Source organism: Pseudomonas sp. S3E17 (assembly GCF_024168685.1).
In the GTDB taxonomy this organism is placed as follows: domain Bacteria; phylum Pseudomonadota; class Gammaproteobacteria; order Pseudomonadales; family Pseudomonadaceae; genus Aquipseudomonas; species Aquipseudomonas marginalis.
In genome coordinates this window covers 3,219,249-3,233,831 of sequence record NZ_JALJWE010000001.1, presented here as the reverse complement: position 1 = coordinate 3,233,831, position 14,583 = coordinate 3,219,249, and the positions used below count along the sequence as shown (strand labels likewise).

At 61.8% G+C, this 14,583-nt stretch carries 14 protein-coding genes and 1 riboswitch; of the genes, 13 read left to right on the top strand and 1 reads right to left on the bottom strand.

What is annotated here, in order from left to right; all coding sequences use genetic code 11:
• The first annotated feature begins 213 nt into the window (after positions 1-213).
• From J3D60_RS14345 to astE, 13 genes are all read left to right on the top strand, one after another.
• Complete coding sequence (locus J3D60_RS14345) at positions 214-999, top strand: ABC transporter substrate-binding protein (RefSeq protein WP_065939098.1); 786 nt, start codon at positions 214-216, stop codon at positions 997-999.
• Positions 1,000-1,090: 91 nt separating this feature from the next.
• Complete coding sequence (locus tag J3D60_RS14340) at positions 1,091-1,780, top strand: ABC transporter permease (RefSeq protein ID WP_010208305.1); 690 nt, start codon at positions 1,091-1,093, stop codon at positions 1,778-1,780.
• On the top strand, positions 1,777-2,475 hold the full coding sequence (locus J3D60_RS14335) for an ABC transporter permease (protein WP_253491802.1): 699 nt from the start codon (positions 1,777-1,779) through the stop codon (positions 2,473-2,475). The genes J3D60_RS14340 and J3D60_RS14335 overlap by 4 nt, the downstream gene beginning before the upstream one ends.
• A 1-nt stretch (position 2,476) precedes the next feature.
• Positions 2,477-3,589 carry a succinylglutamate desuccinylase/aspartoacylase family protein gene (locus tag J3D60_RS14330; RefSeq protein ID WP_253491800.1) on the top strand — a complete coding sequence of 371 codons (1,113 nt, stop codon included), beginning with the start codon at positions 2,477-2,479 and terminating at the stop codon, positions 3,587-3,589.
• 27 nt (positions 3,590-3,616) lie between these two features.
• Positions 3,617-4,381 carry an ABC transporter ATP-binding protein gene (locus J3D60_RS14325; RefSeq protein ID WP_003214336.1) on the top strand — a complete coding sequence of 255 codons (765 nt, stop codon included), beginning with the start codon at positions 3,617-3,619 and terminating at the stop codon, positions 4,379-4,381.
• Positions 4,382-4,600: 219 nt separating this feature from the next.
• Positions 4,601-5,581 carry a transcriptional regulator ArgR gene (gene argR, locus J3D60_RS14320; RefSeq protein ID WP_065939096.1) on the top strand — a complete coding sequence of 327 codons (981 nt, stop codon included), beginning with the start codon at positions 4,601-4,603 and terminating at the stop codon, positions 5,579-5,581.
• Positions 5,582-5,833: 252 nt separating this feature from the next.
• Positions 5,834-7,054, top strand: coding sequence for an aspartate aminotransferase family protein (locus tag J3D60_RS14315; RefSeq protein WP_253491797.1), 1,221 nt, complete (start codon positions 5,834-5,836; stop codon positions 7,052-7,054).
• Positions 7,055-7,243: 189 nt separating this feature from the next.
• Positions 7,244-8,263, top strand: a complete 1,020-nt coding sequence (aruF, locus tag J3D60_RS14310; RefSeq protein WP_003175655.1) for an arginine/ornithine succinyltransferase subunit alpha — start codon at positions 7,244-7,246, stop codon at positions 8,261-8,263.
• Between the two features lie 49 nt (positions 8,264-8,312).
• A complete protein-coding gene (gene astA, locus J3D60_RS14305) occupies positions 8,313-9,338 on the top strand; it encodes an arginine N-succinyltransferase (protein WP_065939094.1) in 1,026 nt (341 codons plus the stop codon).
• Complete coding sequence (astD, locus tag J3D60_RS14300; RefSeq protein ID WP_253494009.1) at positions 9,335-10,804, top strand: succinylglutamate-semialdehyde dehydrogenase; 1,470 nt, start codon at positions 9,335-9,337, stop codon at positions 10,802-10,804. Before astA ends, astD begins: the two co-directional genes overlap by 4 nt.
• A gap of 156 nt (positions 10,805-10,960) precedes the next feature.
• Complete coding sequence (gene astB, locus J3D60_RS14295) at positions 10,961-12,307, top strand: N-succinylarginine dihydrolase (protein ID WP_253491795.1); 1,347 nt, start codon at positions 10,961-10,963, stop codon at positions 12,305-12,307.
• Positions 12,308-12,345: 38 nt separating this feature from the next.
• Positions 12,346-12,636, top strand: coding sequence for a hypothetical protein (locus J3D60_RS14290; RefSeq protein ID WP_027607770.1), 291 nt, complete (start codon positions 12,346-12,348; stop codon positions 12,634-12,636).
• 11 nt (positions 12,637-12,647) lie between these two features.
• Positions 12,648-13,652: a succinylglutamate desuccinylase gene (astE, locus tag J3D60_RS14285; protein WP_092359547.1), complete on the top strand. Its 1,005-nt coding sequence runs from the start codon at positions 12,648-12,650 to the stop codon at positions 13,650-13,652.
• A 133-nt stretch (positions 13,653-13,785) separates the two neighbouring features.
• Here astE and J3D60_RS14280 read toward each other — a convergent pair whose 3' ends face one another.
• A complete protein-coding gene (locus tag J3D60_RS14280; protein WP_065926190.1) occupies positions 13,786-14,295 on the bottom strand; it encodes a 6,7-dimethyl-8-ribityllumazine synthase in 510 nt (169 codons plus the stop codon).
• Between the two features lie 113 nt (positions 14,296-14,408).
• A riboswitch (FMN riboswitch) is annotated at positions 14,409-14,578 on the bottom strand.
• Positions 14,579-14,583: the final 5 nt, after the last annotated feature.

Below are 14,583 nucleotides of genomic sequence, written 5' to 3'. Positions count from 1 at the left end.
AATGTGCTGGAACCGCTTTCTCAGTGCTTCTGTAAATTGTTGTCGCATTGAGGAAATATCGGCTTCCGGCCTGTCGTTAGAATGCCGATCACTCGCTCGTCGTCTCCACTGTTGAATTGGTGTAGGACGCAGCACCGCTATTCGGTTTCACTCAGTCGCATCGTGGGCCATGGCTCATACTGCTGTTTTGCCCTATACCGATGGAGTCCCAAGATGAAGAAACTCGTGCTGTTGGGCGCCCTGGCGCTGTCCGTGCTGTCCATGCAGGCTTTCGCTGAAGGCAAGCCTCTGAAAATTGGTATCGAAGCGGCTTACCCTCCGTTTGCCTCGAAGGCGCCGGATGGCAGCATCGTCGGTTTTGACTACGATATCGGCAACGCCCTGTGCGAAGAGATGCAGGTCAAGTGCACCTGGGTCGAGCAAGAGTTCGACGGCCTGATCCCGGCGCTCAAAGTGCGCAAGATCGACGCGATCCTGTCGTCCATGTCCATCACCGAAGACCGCAAGAAGTCCGTGGACTTCACCAACCGCTACTACCTGACCCCTGCGCGCCTGGTGTTGAAGGAAGGCACTGCGGTCAGCGACAGCCTGGATGAACTCAAAGGCAAGAAGATCGGCGTGCAGCGCGGTTCGATCCACGACCGTTTCGCCAAGGAAGTCCTGGCACCTAAAGGCGCCACCGTTGTGCCTTACAGCTCGCAGAACGAAATCTACCTGGACGTGGAAGCCGGTCGCCTCGACGGCACCGTGGCCGACGCCACCCTGTTGCAGGAAGGTTTCCTCGATACGCCAGCCGGTAAAGGCTATGCGTTCACCGGCCCGGCATTCACCGACGTCAAGTACTTCGGCGACGGTGTAGGCATCGCCGTGCGCAAAGGCGACAAGGAAAACCTGGACCGCATCAACGCTGCCATCGCCGCGATCCGTGCCAACGGTAAATACAAAGAAATCGAGAAAAAGTACTTCAACTTCGATATTTACGGCCCAGAAGCCAAGTAAGTACTCGCAGCTGTCTGTCCGAAATGGCGCAAGCAACAGAATTCCTGCGGTTTGCGCCATTTTTTCATCCCCCTTTTCGAGGACCTGAATCATGTTGAAAGGCTACGGGGCCGTCATCCTCGATGGCGCATGGTTGACGCTTCAGCTCGCCTTGTCGTCCATGGCCTTGGCCATTGTTCTGGGTCTGATCGGGGTCGCGTTACGCCTGTCGCCGGTGCGCTGGTTGGCCTGGCTGGGTGACTTGTACTCCACGGTGATCCGCGGGATCCCCGACCTGGTGCTGATCCTGCTGATTTTCTACGGCGGTCAGGACCTGCTCAATCGCGTCGCGCCGATGCTTGGCTATGACGACTATATCGACTTGAACCCCTTGGCCGCCGGTATCGGCACCCTGGGTTTCATCTTTGGCGCCTACCTGTCGGAAACCTTCCGTGGCGCCTTCATGGCCATCCCCAAGGGCCAGGCCGAAGCCGGCCTGGCGTATGGCATGAGCAGCTTCCAGGTGTTTTTCCGGGTGATGGTGCCGCAGATGATCCGGCTGGCGATCCCCGGATTTACCAACAACTGGCTGGTACTCACCAAGGCCACCGCGCTGATCTCGGTGGTGGGCCTGCAAGACATGATGTTCAAGGCCAAGCAGGCGGCTGATGCCACCCGCGAGCCTTTTACCTTCTTCCTCGCAGTGGCGGCGATGTACCTGGTGATCACCAGCGTGTCGTTGCTGGCCCTGCGTCATCTTGAGAAGCGCTACTCGGTAGGCGTAAGGGCGGCTGATCTATGATCTTCGACTACAACGTCATCTGGGAGGCCATGCCGCTGTACCTTGGCGGCCTGCTGACCACCCTGAAACTGCTCGCCATCTCGCTGTTCTTCGGCCTGCTCGCCGCGTTGCCCCTGGGCTTGATGCGTGTGTCCAAGCAACCGGTCGTCAACGGCGTGGCCTGGCTCTACACCTACGTGATCCGCGGCACGCCGATGCTGGTGCAGCTGTTCCTGATCTACTACGGCATGGCGCAGTTCGAAGCGGTGCGCGAGAGCTTCATGTGGCCGCTGCTGTCCAGCGCGACCTTCTGCGCGTGCCTGGCCTTTGCGATCAACACCAGCGCCTACACCGCCGAGATCATTGCCGGTAGCCTCAAGGCCACCCCCAATGGCGAGATCGAAGCGGCCAAGGCCATGGGCATGTCGCGCTACAAGCTGTACCGCCGCATCCTGCTGCCGTCGGCCCTGCGCCGCGCGCTGCCGCAGTACAGCAACGAAGTGATCATGATGCTGCAGACCACCAGTCTCGCGTCCATCGTCACCCTGATCGACATCACCGGTGCCGCGCGCACGGTGAACGCGCAGTTTTACCTGCCGTTCGAAGCCTACATCACCGCCGGCGTGTTCTACCTGTGCCTGACCTTTATCCTGGTGCGCCTGTTCAAGTTGGCCGAGCGCCGCTGGCTGAGCTACCTGGCTCCACGGAAGCACTGATATGGAACGTATCGATCACCTGTTGCCCTGGGGCCACCTGGGCTGCGAGCGCCAGCTGAGCGTGTTCCGTTTCGGCAGCGGCGAGCGCAAGGCCTATATCCAGGCCAGCCTGCACGCCGATGAATTGCCCGGCATGCGCGCCGCGTGGGAGCTGAAAAAACGCCTCGCTGAACTTGAAGCGCAAGGCGCCCTCAACGGCGTGATCGAGTTGGTGCCGGTGGCCAACCCGATGGGCCTGGGCCAGTTGCTGCAAGGCAGCCACCAGGGCCGTTTCGAAGTGGGCAGCGGCAAGAATTTCAACCGCGATTTCGTTGAGTTGAGCGAGCCGGTGGCCGAGTTGCTCACAGGCAAGCTGGGGGATGATGCTCACGCCAACGTGCGCATGATTCGCCAGGCGATGGCCGATGCGCTCAACGCATTGCCCGAGCCGAGCAGCCAGTTGCAAGGCATGCAGCGCATCCTGCTGAGCCATGCGTGCAGCGCCGATATCGTCCTCGACCTGCACTGCGACGCCGAAGCCGCGCTGCACATGTACGCGCTGCCCCAGCATTGGCCGCAGTGGCGTTCGTTGTCGGCGCACTTGAATGTGAAAGTCGGTCTGCTCGCGGAAGATTCCGGTGGCAGTTCGTTCGATGAGGCCTGTTCGTTGCCGTGGCTGCGGTTGTCCCGCGCCTTCCCCGACGCACAGGTCCCGCTGGCCTGCCTGGCGACTACCCTGGAATTGGGCGGTCAGGCGGACACCGGCCGTGACGAAGCGATCTTCCACGCCGAAGGCATCCTCGCGTTTCTCGCCGAGCAAGGCCTGATCAAGGGCGAATGGCCGGCGCCGCAACACGAACCGTGTGAAGGCGTGCCCTTCGAAGGCACCGAATTGCTGTTCGCGCCCCACGCCGGGGTGATCAGTTACCTGCGTAAAGCCGGCGACTGGATCGAGAAGGGCGAGCCGATTTTTGAAGTGATTGATCCCCTGGAAGACCGCGTGAGCATTATCTGCGCGGGCACCTCGGGGGTATTGTTTGCCGTTGAACGGCTACGTTATGCCCAAGCGGGTTTCTGGCTGGCCAAGGTGGCGGGGCGCGAAGCGCTGCGTCACGGGCGCTTGCTCAACGACTGACCACCTGTTTTTGTGAGAACCGACCGCATGTACAAACTTGAAGTCCAAGACCTGCATAAACGCTATGGCAGTCATGAAGTGCTCAAAGGCGTGTCCCTGGCCGCCGCGGCCGGTGATGTGATCAGCATCATCGGTTCCAGTGGTTCGGGCAAAAGCACCTTTTTGCGCTGCATCAACCTGCTGGAGCAACCCCACGCCGGCAAGATCCTGCTCAATAACGAAGAGCTGAAACTGGTGGCCAACAAGGACGGCGCCATGAAGGCCGCCGACCCTAAGCAGCTGCAACGCATGCGCTCGCGCCTGTCGATGGTGTTCCAGCATTTCAACCTGTGGTCGCACATGACGGCGCTGGAAAACGTGATGGAAGCGCCGGTGCACGTGCTGGGCATGTCGAAAAAAGACGCCCGTGAAAAGGCCGAGCACTACCTGGCCAAGGTCGGCGTGGGCCATCGCAAGGATGCGTTCCCCGGCCATATGTCCGGTGGCGAGCAGCAGCGCGTGGCGATTGCCCGAGCCCTGGCGATGGAGCCGGAGGTGATGCTGTTCGACGAACCCACCTCGGCCCTCGACCCCGAGCTGGTGGGCGAAGTGCTCAAGGTCATGCAGGACCTGGCCCAGGAAGGCCGCACCATGGTGGTGGTGACCCACGAAATGGGCTTTGCCCGTGAAGTGTCGAACCAGCTGGTGTTCTTGCACAAAGGCATCGTGGAAGAGCGTGGCAACCCGCGGGAAGTGCTGGTCAACCCGCAGTCCGAGCGGTTGCAGCAGTTCCTGTCCGGCAGCTTGAAATAATCAAGGCCGCTGCTCCCCCCCTGTAGGAGCGAGCTCGCTCGCGAAGATCGTCAACGATAACGCGGGAAGCCTGATGCCCCGTGATGTTCTCAGGTTTTTTCGCGAGCAAGCTCGCTCCTACAGGAAAGCAGGTCTTCATTGTTTTTGAGCTTTGTGTTGGTTTACGGGCTAGCATTGGCCCTTGTCTTCATTACCGTTCTTCGCTTCGGATAGCACTCCATGACCGCCCACAAAATTGGTTTCCTGATTTGGCCCAGCACAAAAGCACTCACGCTTGCGCTGGCTGAGGAGGCCTTGCGCGTTGCTCAGCGGGTGCATCCGGAGGTGGTCTACGAGCTGTCGTTTTTGCTCGCAGAGCCGGCCGCCGAAGGCGCCTGGCAACTGCCGGGTGAGCCGTGGGCCGGCAAGCTGGAAGGCTTCCAGAAACTGTTCCTGCTGGCGGACGAGCCGCCTGCCGTGATCGCCTCGCAACTGAGCACCGCCCTCAAGCAACTGGTGCGCGCCGGTTGTGTGATCGGCGGCTTGTCGGCCGGTGTCTACCCGTTGGCCCAGCTCGGCCTGCTCGACGGCTACCGCGCCGCCGTGCACTGGCGTTGGCAGGATGATTTTGCCGAGCGCTTCCCCAAGGTCATTGCCACCAGCCATCTGTTCGACTGGGACCGTGATCGCCTGACCGCTTGCGGCGGCATGTCGGTACTCGACCTGTTGCTGGCGGTGCTGGCCCGTGACCACGGTGCCGAACTGGCCGGTGCGGTGTCGGAAGAGCTGGTGGTGGAGCGCATTCGCGAAGGCGGCGAGCGCCAGCGCATCCCGCTGCAGAACCGCCTGGGCTCCAGCCATCCGAAGCTGACCCAGGCAGTGTTGCTGATGGAAGCCAATATCGAAGAGCCGCTGACCACCGACGAAATCGCCCAGCATGTGTGCGTGTCGCGACGACAACTGGAGCGGATCTTCAAGCAATACCTCAATCGCGTTCCCAGCCAGTACTACCTGGAACTGCGCCTGAACAAGGCCCGCCAGATGCTCATGCAAACCAGCAAGTCGATCATCCAGATCGGCCTGTCCTGCGGCTTCTCCTCGGGGCCGCACTTCTCCAGCGCCTACCGCAACTTCTTTGGCGCCACCCCGCGCGAAGACCGCAACCAGCGGCGCAGCAGCAGCCCGTTCGAACTCTCGTCGGTGCCGTCCGAGCGTGGTTGACGTGGGGTGAATACGGTTGGCGCGGTGTGGCGCGTCCATCGAACAACTTCCCTGCATACTGCCGAAAAACCCTGCATCCGTTTAAACTGCGCCATTGCGACGCTATTTGTCGCATTGGCGTAAACCCGCGTAAAACGGGGGTTGGCGCTATAAGAAGTTGTCGCTTGGCGGCAAGGCCGCGCTGAAAACTGTCCTTACAATCCCTGCATCGCCCGCCAGTTCCAGGCAGGCGTTCCTCTTCAGGAGACTCCGATGTCCGTTGAGCAAGCCCCGGTGCAACGTGCCGATTTCGACCAGGTCATGGTTCCCAACTACGCACCTGCCGCATTCATCCCCGTGCGTGGCGCAGGTTCCCGTGTGTGGGACCAGGCGGGTCGCGAGCTGATCGACTTTGCCGGCGGTATCGCGGTCAACGTGTTGGGCCACGCCCACCCGGCGCTGGTCGGTGCACTGACCGAACAGGCCAGCAAGCTGTGGCACGTCTCCAACGTCTTCACCAACGAGCCGGCCCTGCGCCTGGCCCATAAGCTGATCGACGCCACGTTTGCCGAGCGTGTGTTCTTCTGCAACTCCGGCGCCGAAGCCAACGAGGCCGCGTTCAAGCTGGCCCGTCGCGTGGCGTTCGACCGTTTCGGCAGCGAGAAGTACGAGATCATTGCCGCGCTGAACAGCTTCCACGGCCGTACCCTGTTCACCGTCAACGTCGGTGGCCAGTCGAAGTACTCCGATGGTTTCGGGCCTAAAATCACCGGCATCACCCACGTCCCTTATAACGACCTGGAAGCGCTGAAAGCCGCCGTGTCGGACAAGACCTGCGCCGTGGTGCTGGAACCGATCCAGGGCGAAGGCGGCGTACTGCCGGCCGAACTGGCTTACCTGCAAGGTGCTCGCGAACTGTGCGACGCAAACAATGCGCTGCTGGTGTTCGACGAAGTGCAGACCGGCATGGGCCGCAGCGGCCATCTGTTTGCCTACCAGCACTACGGCGTGGTGCCCGACATCCTCACCAGCGCCAAGAGCCTGGGCGGCGGTTTCCCGATTGCGGCGATGCTTACCCGTGAAGACCTGGCCAAGCACCTGGTGGTCGGTACCCACGGCACCACCTACGGCGGCAACCCGCTGGCGTGCGCGGTGGCCGAAGCGGTCATCGACGTGATCAACACCCCTGAGGTGCTGGCCGGCGTCAACGCCAAGCACGACCTGTTCAAGGCGCGCCTGGAGCAGATCGGCAAGCAGTACGGCATCTTCACCGAAGTGCGTGGCATGGGCCTGCTGATCGGTTGCGTACTGAGCGATGCGTTCAAAGGCAAGGCCAAGGACGTGTTCAACGCGGCCGAGAAAGAAAACCTGATGATCCTGCAAGCCGGCCCTGACGTGGTGCGTTTTGCGCCGAGCCTGGTGGTGGAAGACGCGGACATCAACGAAGGCCTGGATCGCTTCGAGCGTGCGGTAAAAGCGCTGACCCAAGCCTGATACATATCTGTCTGTCGGACCGGATCAAATGTGGGAGGGGGCTTGCCCCCGATGGCAGTTTGTCAGTTGATACATCCGGTGACTGATACACCGCTATCGGGGGCAAGCCCCCTCCCACATTAGGACCTGTGTTGTTCCTGACCTGTCCGGTATTTTTTCTTATGAGTTTTCGAGTTAAGGAGTGACACCATGCTGGTGATGCGCCCCGCGCAAATGGCTGATCTGGGCGAGGTACAGCGTCTGGCTGCGGACAGCCCGATTGGTGTCACCTCCTTGCCGGATGATGTGGAACGCCTGAGCGACAAGATCGCCGCCAGCGAAGCGTCCTTCGCGGCCGAGGTGAGTTTCAACGGCGAAGAAAGCTATTTCTTCGTGCTGGAAGACACCGAGACCGGCAAGCTTGCCGGCTGCTCGGCCATCGTCGCTTCGGCCGGTTACTCGGAGCCTTTCTACAGTTTTCGTAACGAGACCTTCGTGCACGCTTCCCGCGAGCTGAAGATCCACAACAAGATTCACGTGCTTTCCCAGTGCCACGACCTCACCGGCAACAGCCTGCTCACCAGTTTCTACGTGGTGCCGGAGCTGGTCGGTTCGCCGTGGTCGGAACTCAATTCCCGTGGCCGCCTGTTGTTCGTCGCCAGCCACCCCGAGCGCTTTGCCGATTCGGTGGTGACCGAGATTGTCGGCTACAGCGACGAGAACGGTGATTCGCCGTTCTGGGACGCCATCGGCCGCAACTTCTTCGACCTCAACTACGCCGCCGCCGAGCGCCTGTGCGGGCTGAAAAGCCGTACATTCCTCGCCGAGCTGATGCCGCATTACCCGATCTACGTGCCGCTGCTGCCGGACGAAGCCCAGGAAGCCATGGGCCAGGTGCACCCGCGTGCACAGATCACCTTCGACATCCTGATGCGTGAAGGCTTCGAGACCGACCACTACATCGACATCTTCGACGGCGGCCCGACGCTGCACGCACGGGTCTCGGGCATTCGCTCGATCGCCCAGAGCCGCGTGGTGCCGGTGAAGATCGGCGAGATGGTCAAGGGTGTCGGCCGCCAGTACCTGGTGAGCAACGCGCAGTTGCAGGATTACCGCGCGGTCATGCTGGAGCTGGACTACGCGCCGGGCAAACCGGTGACCCTGGACCTGGCAGCCGCCGAAGCCCTGGGCGTTGGTGAAGGCGCGAGTGTGCGCCTGGTAGCGGTATAAACAGAGTGTCGCGGGTGGCTGGCAGCAGCGGCCCGTCTGAGGAGATAGCATGATCGTTCGTCCCGTACGCAGCAGCGATTTACCGGCCCTGATTGATCTGGCGCGCAGCACCGGCACCGGCCTCACCACCTTGCCGGCCAACGAAGAGCGCCTGACCCACCGGGTAGGCTGGGCGGAAAAAACCTTTCGCGGCGACGCCGGGCGCGGTGATGCCGACTACCTGTTCGTGCTGGAAAACGACGAAGGTCGGGTGGTGGGGATTTCCGCCATCGCCGGTGCCGTCGGCCTGCGCGAGCCGTGGTACAACTTCCGGGTCGGCCTGACGGTCAGCGCCTCCCAGGAACTGAATATCTACCGTGAGATTCCGACGCTGTTCCTGGCCAACGACCTCACCGGCAATTCCGAACTGTGCTCGTTGTTCCTGCATGCCGATTACCGTAACGGCCTCAACGGCCGCATGCTGGCCAAGGCGCGCCTGCTGTTTATCGCCGAGTTCCCGCAACTGTTTGGCAACAAGATCATCGCCGAGATGCGTGGCGTGTCCAACGATGCCGGGCGTTCGCCGTTCTGGGAAAGCCTGGGCCGGCACTTCTTCAAGATGGAATTCAGCCAGGCCGATTACCTCACCGGCGTGGGCAACAAGGCGTTTATCGCTGAGTTGATGCCCAAGTTTCCGTTGTACAGCTGCTTCCTTTCCGAAGATGCGCGCAACGTGATCGGCAAGGTCCATCCGGACACCGAGCCGGCGCTGAGCATGCTCAAGAGCGAAGGCTTCAGCTACCAGGGCTACGTCGATATTTTCGACGCCGGCCCGGCCGTGGAGTGTGAAACCAGCAAGATCCGTGCGGTGCGTGATAGCCAGTCGCTGGTGTTGGCCATCGGCACACCGGGGGACGACGCCACGCCGTTCCTGATCCATAACCGCAAACGCGAAGATTGCCGCATCACCGCCGCACCGGCACGCCTGGCGGCCGGCACGCTGGTGGTCGATCCGCAAACCGCCAAGCGCCTGCAACTGGTGGTGGGTGATCAAGTGCGTGCCGTACCGTTGTCTGCTGCCCGGGAGTCGAAATAATGAATTCGCTGTATATCGCAGGTAGCTGGCTGGCTGGCCAGGGTGAACTGTTTGAATCGCGCAATCCGGTGACCCAGCAGGTGCTGTGGGCCGGTAATGGCGCCACGGTCGAGCAGGTCGAGTCGGCCGTGCAGGCCGCGCGCCAGGCGTTTCCGGCCTGGGCCCGGCGCCCGCTGGAAGAGCGCATCAGCGTGCTGGAAGCCTTCGCCGCGAGCCTGAAAAGCCGCGCCGATGAAATCGCCCGCTGCATCGGCGAGGAGACCGGCAAGCCGCTGTGGGAGTCGGCCACCGAAGTCACCAGCATGGCCAACAAGATCGCTATCTCGGTGCAAAGCTACCGCGAGCGTACCGGCGAGAAGAGCGGCCCCCTGGGCGACGCCACTGCTGTATTGCGCCACAAGCCCCACGGCGTGGTGGCGGTGTTTGGTCCTTACAACTTCCCCGGTCATCTGCCCAATGGGCATATCGTCCCGGCGTTGCTGGCGGGTAACACCGTGCTGTTCAAGCCCAGCGAGCTGACCCCGAAAGTCGCCGAGCTGACCGTGCAGTGCTGGATCGACGCCGGTTTGCCGGCGGGCGTGTTGAACCTGCTGCAAGGCGCGCGCGAGACCGGCATTGCGTTAGCCGCCAACCCCGGTATCGATGGGTTGTTCTTCACCGGTTCCAGCCGTACCGGCAATCATCTGCACCAGCAGTTCTCCGGGCGTCCGGACAAGATCCTGGCCCTGGAAATGGGCGGCAACAACCCACTGGTGGTGGACGAGGTGGCCGACGTGGATGCGGCGGTCTACACCATCATCCAATCGGCGTTTATCTCCGCCGGCCAGCGTTGCACCTGTGCCCGTCGCCTGCTGGTGCCGGAAGGCGCCTGGGGCGATGCGCTGCTGGCGCGGCTGGTGGCGGTGTGCGCGACGATTGAAGTCGGCGCGTTCGACCAGCAACCGCCGCCGTTCATGGGCTCGGTGATTTCCCTGGCAGCGGCAAAAGCCTTGATGGAGGCTCAGGAATTGATGTTGGCCAATGGCGCCGTGGCGCTGTTGGAGATGACCCAGCCCCAGGACCAGGCTGCCTTGCTGACCCCAGGCATCATCGACGTGACCGGCGTGACCGAGCGCGAAGACGAAGAACTGTTCGGCCCGCTGTTGCAGGTGATCCGCTACGCTGATTTCGCGGCGGCGATTGCCGAAGCCAACAACACCCAGTACGGCCTGGCCGCTGGCCTGTTGTCCGATTCCGAGGCGCGTTACCAGCAATTCTGGCTGGAAAGCCGTGCCGGCATCGTCAACTGGAACAAACAGCTGACCGGCGCCGCCAGCACCGCGCCATTTGGTGGGGTTGGGGCCTCGGGCAACCATCGCGCCAGTGCGTATTACGCGGCGGATTATTGTGCGTACCCGGTGGCGTCGCTTGAAACGCCAAGCCTGGTGGTACCGGCCACGCTAACCCCCGGCATTACGCTGATCTAAATGTGGGAGGGGGCTTGCTCCCGATGGCGGTGTGTCAGTCACCTGATTGATCAACTGACAGATTGCTATCGGAGGCAAGCCTCCTCCCACACTGGATTTGTGGTGTGTTGAAGATTTTTGAAGCCTATAAAAACAGATGTTCGTGGAGCCTCGCCGATGAAATCCTATGAAGTCAATTTTGACGGTCTAGTGGGGCCGACCCATAACTACGGCGGTTTGTCCTTCGGCAACGTCGCGTCCCAGAGCAACAGCCAGCAGCATTCCAACCCCAGGGAAGCGGCGTTGCAGGGCCTGCAGAAAATGAAAGCGCTGATGGACATGGGCTTTGTGCAAGGCGTGCTCGCGCCCCAGGAGCGTCCGGACGTAGCGGCGTTGCGCAACCTCGGTTTCAGCGGCACTGACGCCCAGGTCATCCAGCAGGCGGCCAAGCAGGCCATGCCGTTGTTGGTCGCCAGCTGCTCGGCATCGAGCATGTGGGTGGCCAACGCCGCCACCGTCAGCCCGAGCGCCGACACGGCAGATGGCCGCGTGCATTTCACCGCCGCCAACCTCAACTGCAAATACCACCGCAGCATCGAACACCCCACCACCAGCCGCGTGCTGGGGGCGATGTTTGCCGATCAGAAGCACTTTGCCCACCACGCCGCGTTACCGGCGGTGGCGCAGTTCGGCGACGAAGGCGCGGCCAACCACACGCGTTTCTGCCGTGAGTATGGCGACGCGGGGGTGGAGTTTTTCGTGTTCGGGCGCAGCGCGTTCGACCCCCGTTACCCGGCCCCGCAGAAGTACCCGGCGCGCCAGACCCTCGAAGCCTCCCAGGCCGTCGCCCGCCTGCATGGCCTGAAGTATGAAGGCGTGGTCTACGCCCAGCAGAACCCGGCGGTGATCGATGCCGGCGTGTTCCACAACGACGTGATCGCGGTGGGCAACGGCGAGGTGCTGTTCTATCACGAGGACGCGTTCCTCAATACCGAGCAGATGCTGGCCGAGTTGCAAGGCAAGTTGGGCGCGCTGGGCGGCAACTTCCAGGCGGTGTGTGTGCCGCGTGCCCAGGTCAGCGTCGAGGACGCGGTGCGTTCCTACCTGTTCAACAGCCAGTTGCTGACCCGTGCCGACGGTTCGATGCTGCTGATCGTGCCGGAAGAATGCCGCGCCAACGAGCGCGTCTGGCAGTACCTGCAAGGCCTGACGGCGTCCGCGGGGCTGATCCGCGAAGTCAAAGTCTTCGACCTCAAGCAAAGCATGCAGAACGGCGGCGGCCCGGCGTGCCTGCGCCTGCGCGTGGCACTCAATGAAACCGAGCTGGCAGCGGTGAACCCAGGGGTTATCATGACCGCGCCGTTGTACGACACACTGACCCAATGGGTCGACAAGCACTACCGCGACAGCCTGCGCGAAACCGACCTGGCTGACCCGCAATTGCTGCTTGAGTGCCGGACGGCACTGGATGAACTGACGCAAATCCTTAAACTGGGCTCGGTTTATCCTTTCCAGATCAATTAACGCCACCTCTTTTTACACCCTATGGCTGAGAATTATTTATGAGCACCGACACCCTGCAACTGATCCTTGAAGACACCGACGGCACCCAGCTGGAAACCTCCTGCACCCGCGTCGCGGTGGTCTGGCAGGGCAAGGAAATCTGGATCCAGCACGACGGCCGTGGCCAACTGCTGATCGGTGTGGATGTGGAAGAAGGCGACGCCGAATACGCCAACCTGCTAATGCGTCCGCTGGCCACCAACCTGATGAGCCTGCAACTGGAAATGGAACCGGCCGACGTTGAAGGTGATGATGACGATCACGTCCACGGCCCAGGCTGCAACCACTAAGGAAGCTGCGTATGCTCGCCCTTGGCAAACTGCTTGAACTGACCCTCGCCGGTCGCGAACCGGCGCAAAAAATTCAACTGACTGTCGACGGCGTGCAGATGCGCTGGCTCAGCGAGGGTGCACTCGAAGTGCGCCCGCCGCAGGCAACGGACAATGGCCGCGACCTGCTGCTGTCGTCCGGCATCCATGGCAACGAAACCGCGCCGATCGAATTGCTCGACCGCCTGTTGCATGGCATCGCCCGTGGGGAGATCAAACCCCGCACCCGTATTCTGTTCCTGTTCGGCAACCCCGAGGCCATGCGCCGCGGTGAGCGTTACCTTGAATTGGACGTCAACCGGCTGTTCAACGGCCGGCATGAAAAAAACATCGGCCCCGAAGCCATGCGCGCCGCCGAGCTTGAACAACTGGCCCGCAGCTTCTTCAGCCAGCCTGGCCGTTCGCGCCTGCATTACGACCTGCACACCGCCATCCGCGGCTCGAAGATCGAGCAGTTTGCGCTGTACCCCTGGAAGGAAGGGCGCCAGCATTCACGCCACGAACTGGCGCGCCTGAACGCTGCCGGCATGGAAGCGGTGCTGCTGCAGAACAAGAGCTCGATCACCTTCACCGCGTTTACCTACGAGCAGCTGGAGGCCGAGGCCTTCACCCTGGAACTGGGCAAGGCGCGGCCGTTCGGGCACAACCAGGGCGTGAATGTCTCCCGCCTGGAGCTGCGCCTCAAGCAGATCATAGAAGGCACCGAGCCTGAGACTGACAGCCTGGACGGGTTGAAACTGTTCGCCGTGTCGCGGGAAGTCATCAAGCACAGCGACGCATTCCTGCTGCACTTGCCGGCGGACGTGGAAAACTTTTCGGAGTTGGAAAAGGGTTATCTGCTGGCCGAAGACGTGGCCAAGACCCGTTGGGTGATCGAGGAGGAGGGTGCGCGCATCATCTTCCCCAACCCGAAGGTGAAGAATGGTTTGCGGGCGGGGATATTAATTGTGCCGACCACGGACGTGGGCCTGGCATAGGTCTCAAGGCGTATCCGGATCCAAATGTGGGAGGGGGCTTGCCCCCGATGGCGGTGTCTCAGCTCCAGATGAGCTGACTGACACACTGCTATCGGGGGGCAAGCCCCCTCCCACATTTTGTTTGCAGTGTTGCTTAGACCGCTACAGCCCGTGGCTCGCTGCGACGGATCGCCCGCACCTTGTGCAGGGTGTCGGCGCATGTACGTGCAGCTTCCTGGCCCTTGTGCACGAAGTGCTCATGGAAGAACGCGGTGTGTTCACTGCCGGCGTGGAAGTGATGCGGCGTCAGGGACACCGAGAACACCGGCACTTCGGTTTCCAGCTGAACCTGCATCAGGCCGCTGACCACCGACTGGGCGACGAACTCGTGACGGTAGATCCCGCCGTCCACCACCAGCGCGGCGGCCACGATACCGGCGTAACGACCGGTCTTGGCCAGCAGCTTGGCGTGCAGGGGCATTTCAAAGGCGCCGCCGACTTCGAAGAAATCGATGTCCGATTCCTGGTAGCCCTGGGCGATCATTTCGGCGAGGAAGCCTTTGCGCGATTGGTCGACAATATCCTTGTGCCAGCAGGCCTGGATAAACGCGACGCGCTCGCCGTGATGGTTTTTGCTTTTGCTGTCGATTGCGGTGGGTTGCATGTTCTGACTCCTGTTTAAGAAAAAAACAGGGCGTTATGAATCGAATGGGATTTAAGGGTACGAACCGCCGAGTCATGCAGGCATGCGCTCAGCGTGCGGCCCTTAGGTGCCAATCCCGTTCTCTCTTCATCCGGACTATGACCGTCGGCCCCGGGATCACACCGGGTCTGCTGACCTTGTCGCCGTCCTGCGTGAGCAGTTCGAGGCGCCAAGCGCTCGCGGGCTATGCACATTGCGTGCAATTACCGCCGGTGGGGAATTGCACCCCGCCCTGAGAACGTTGCCACC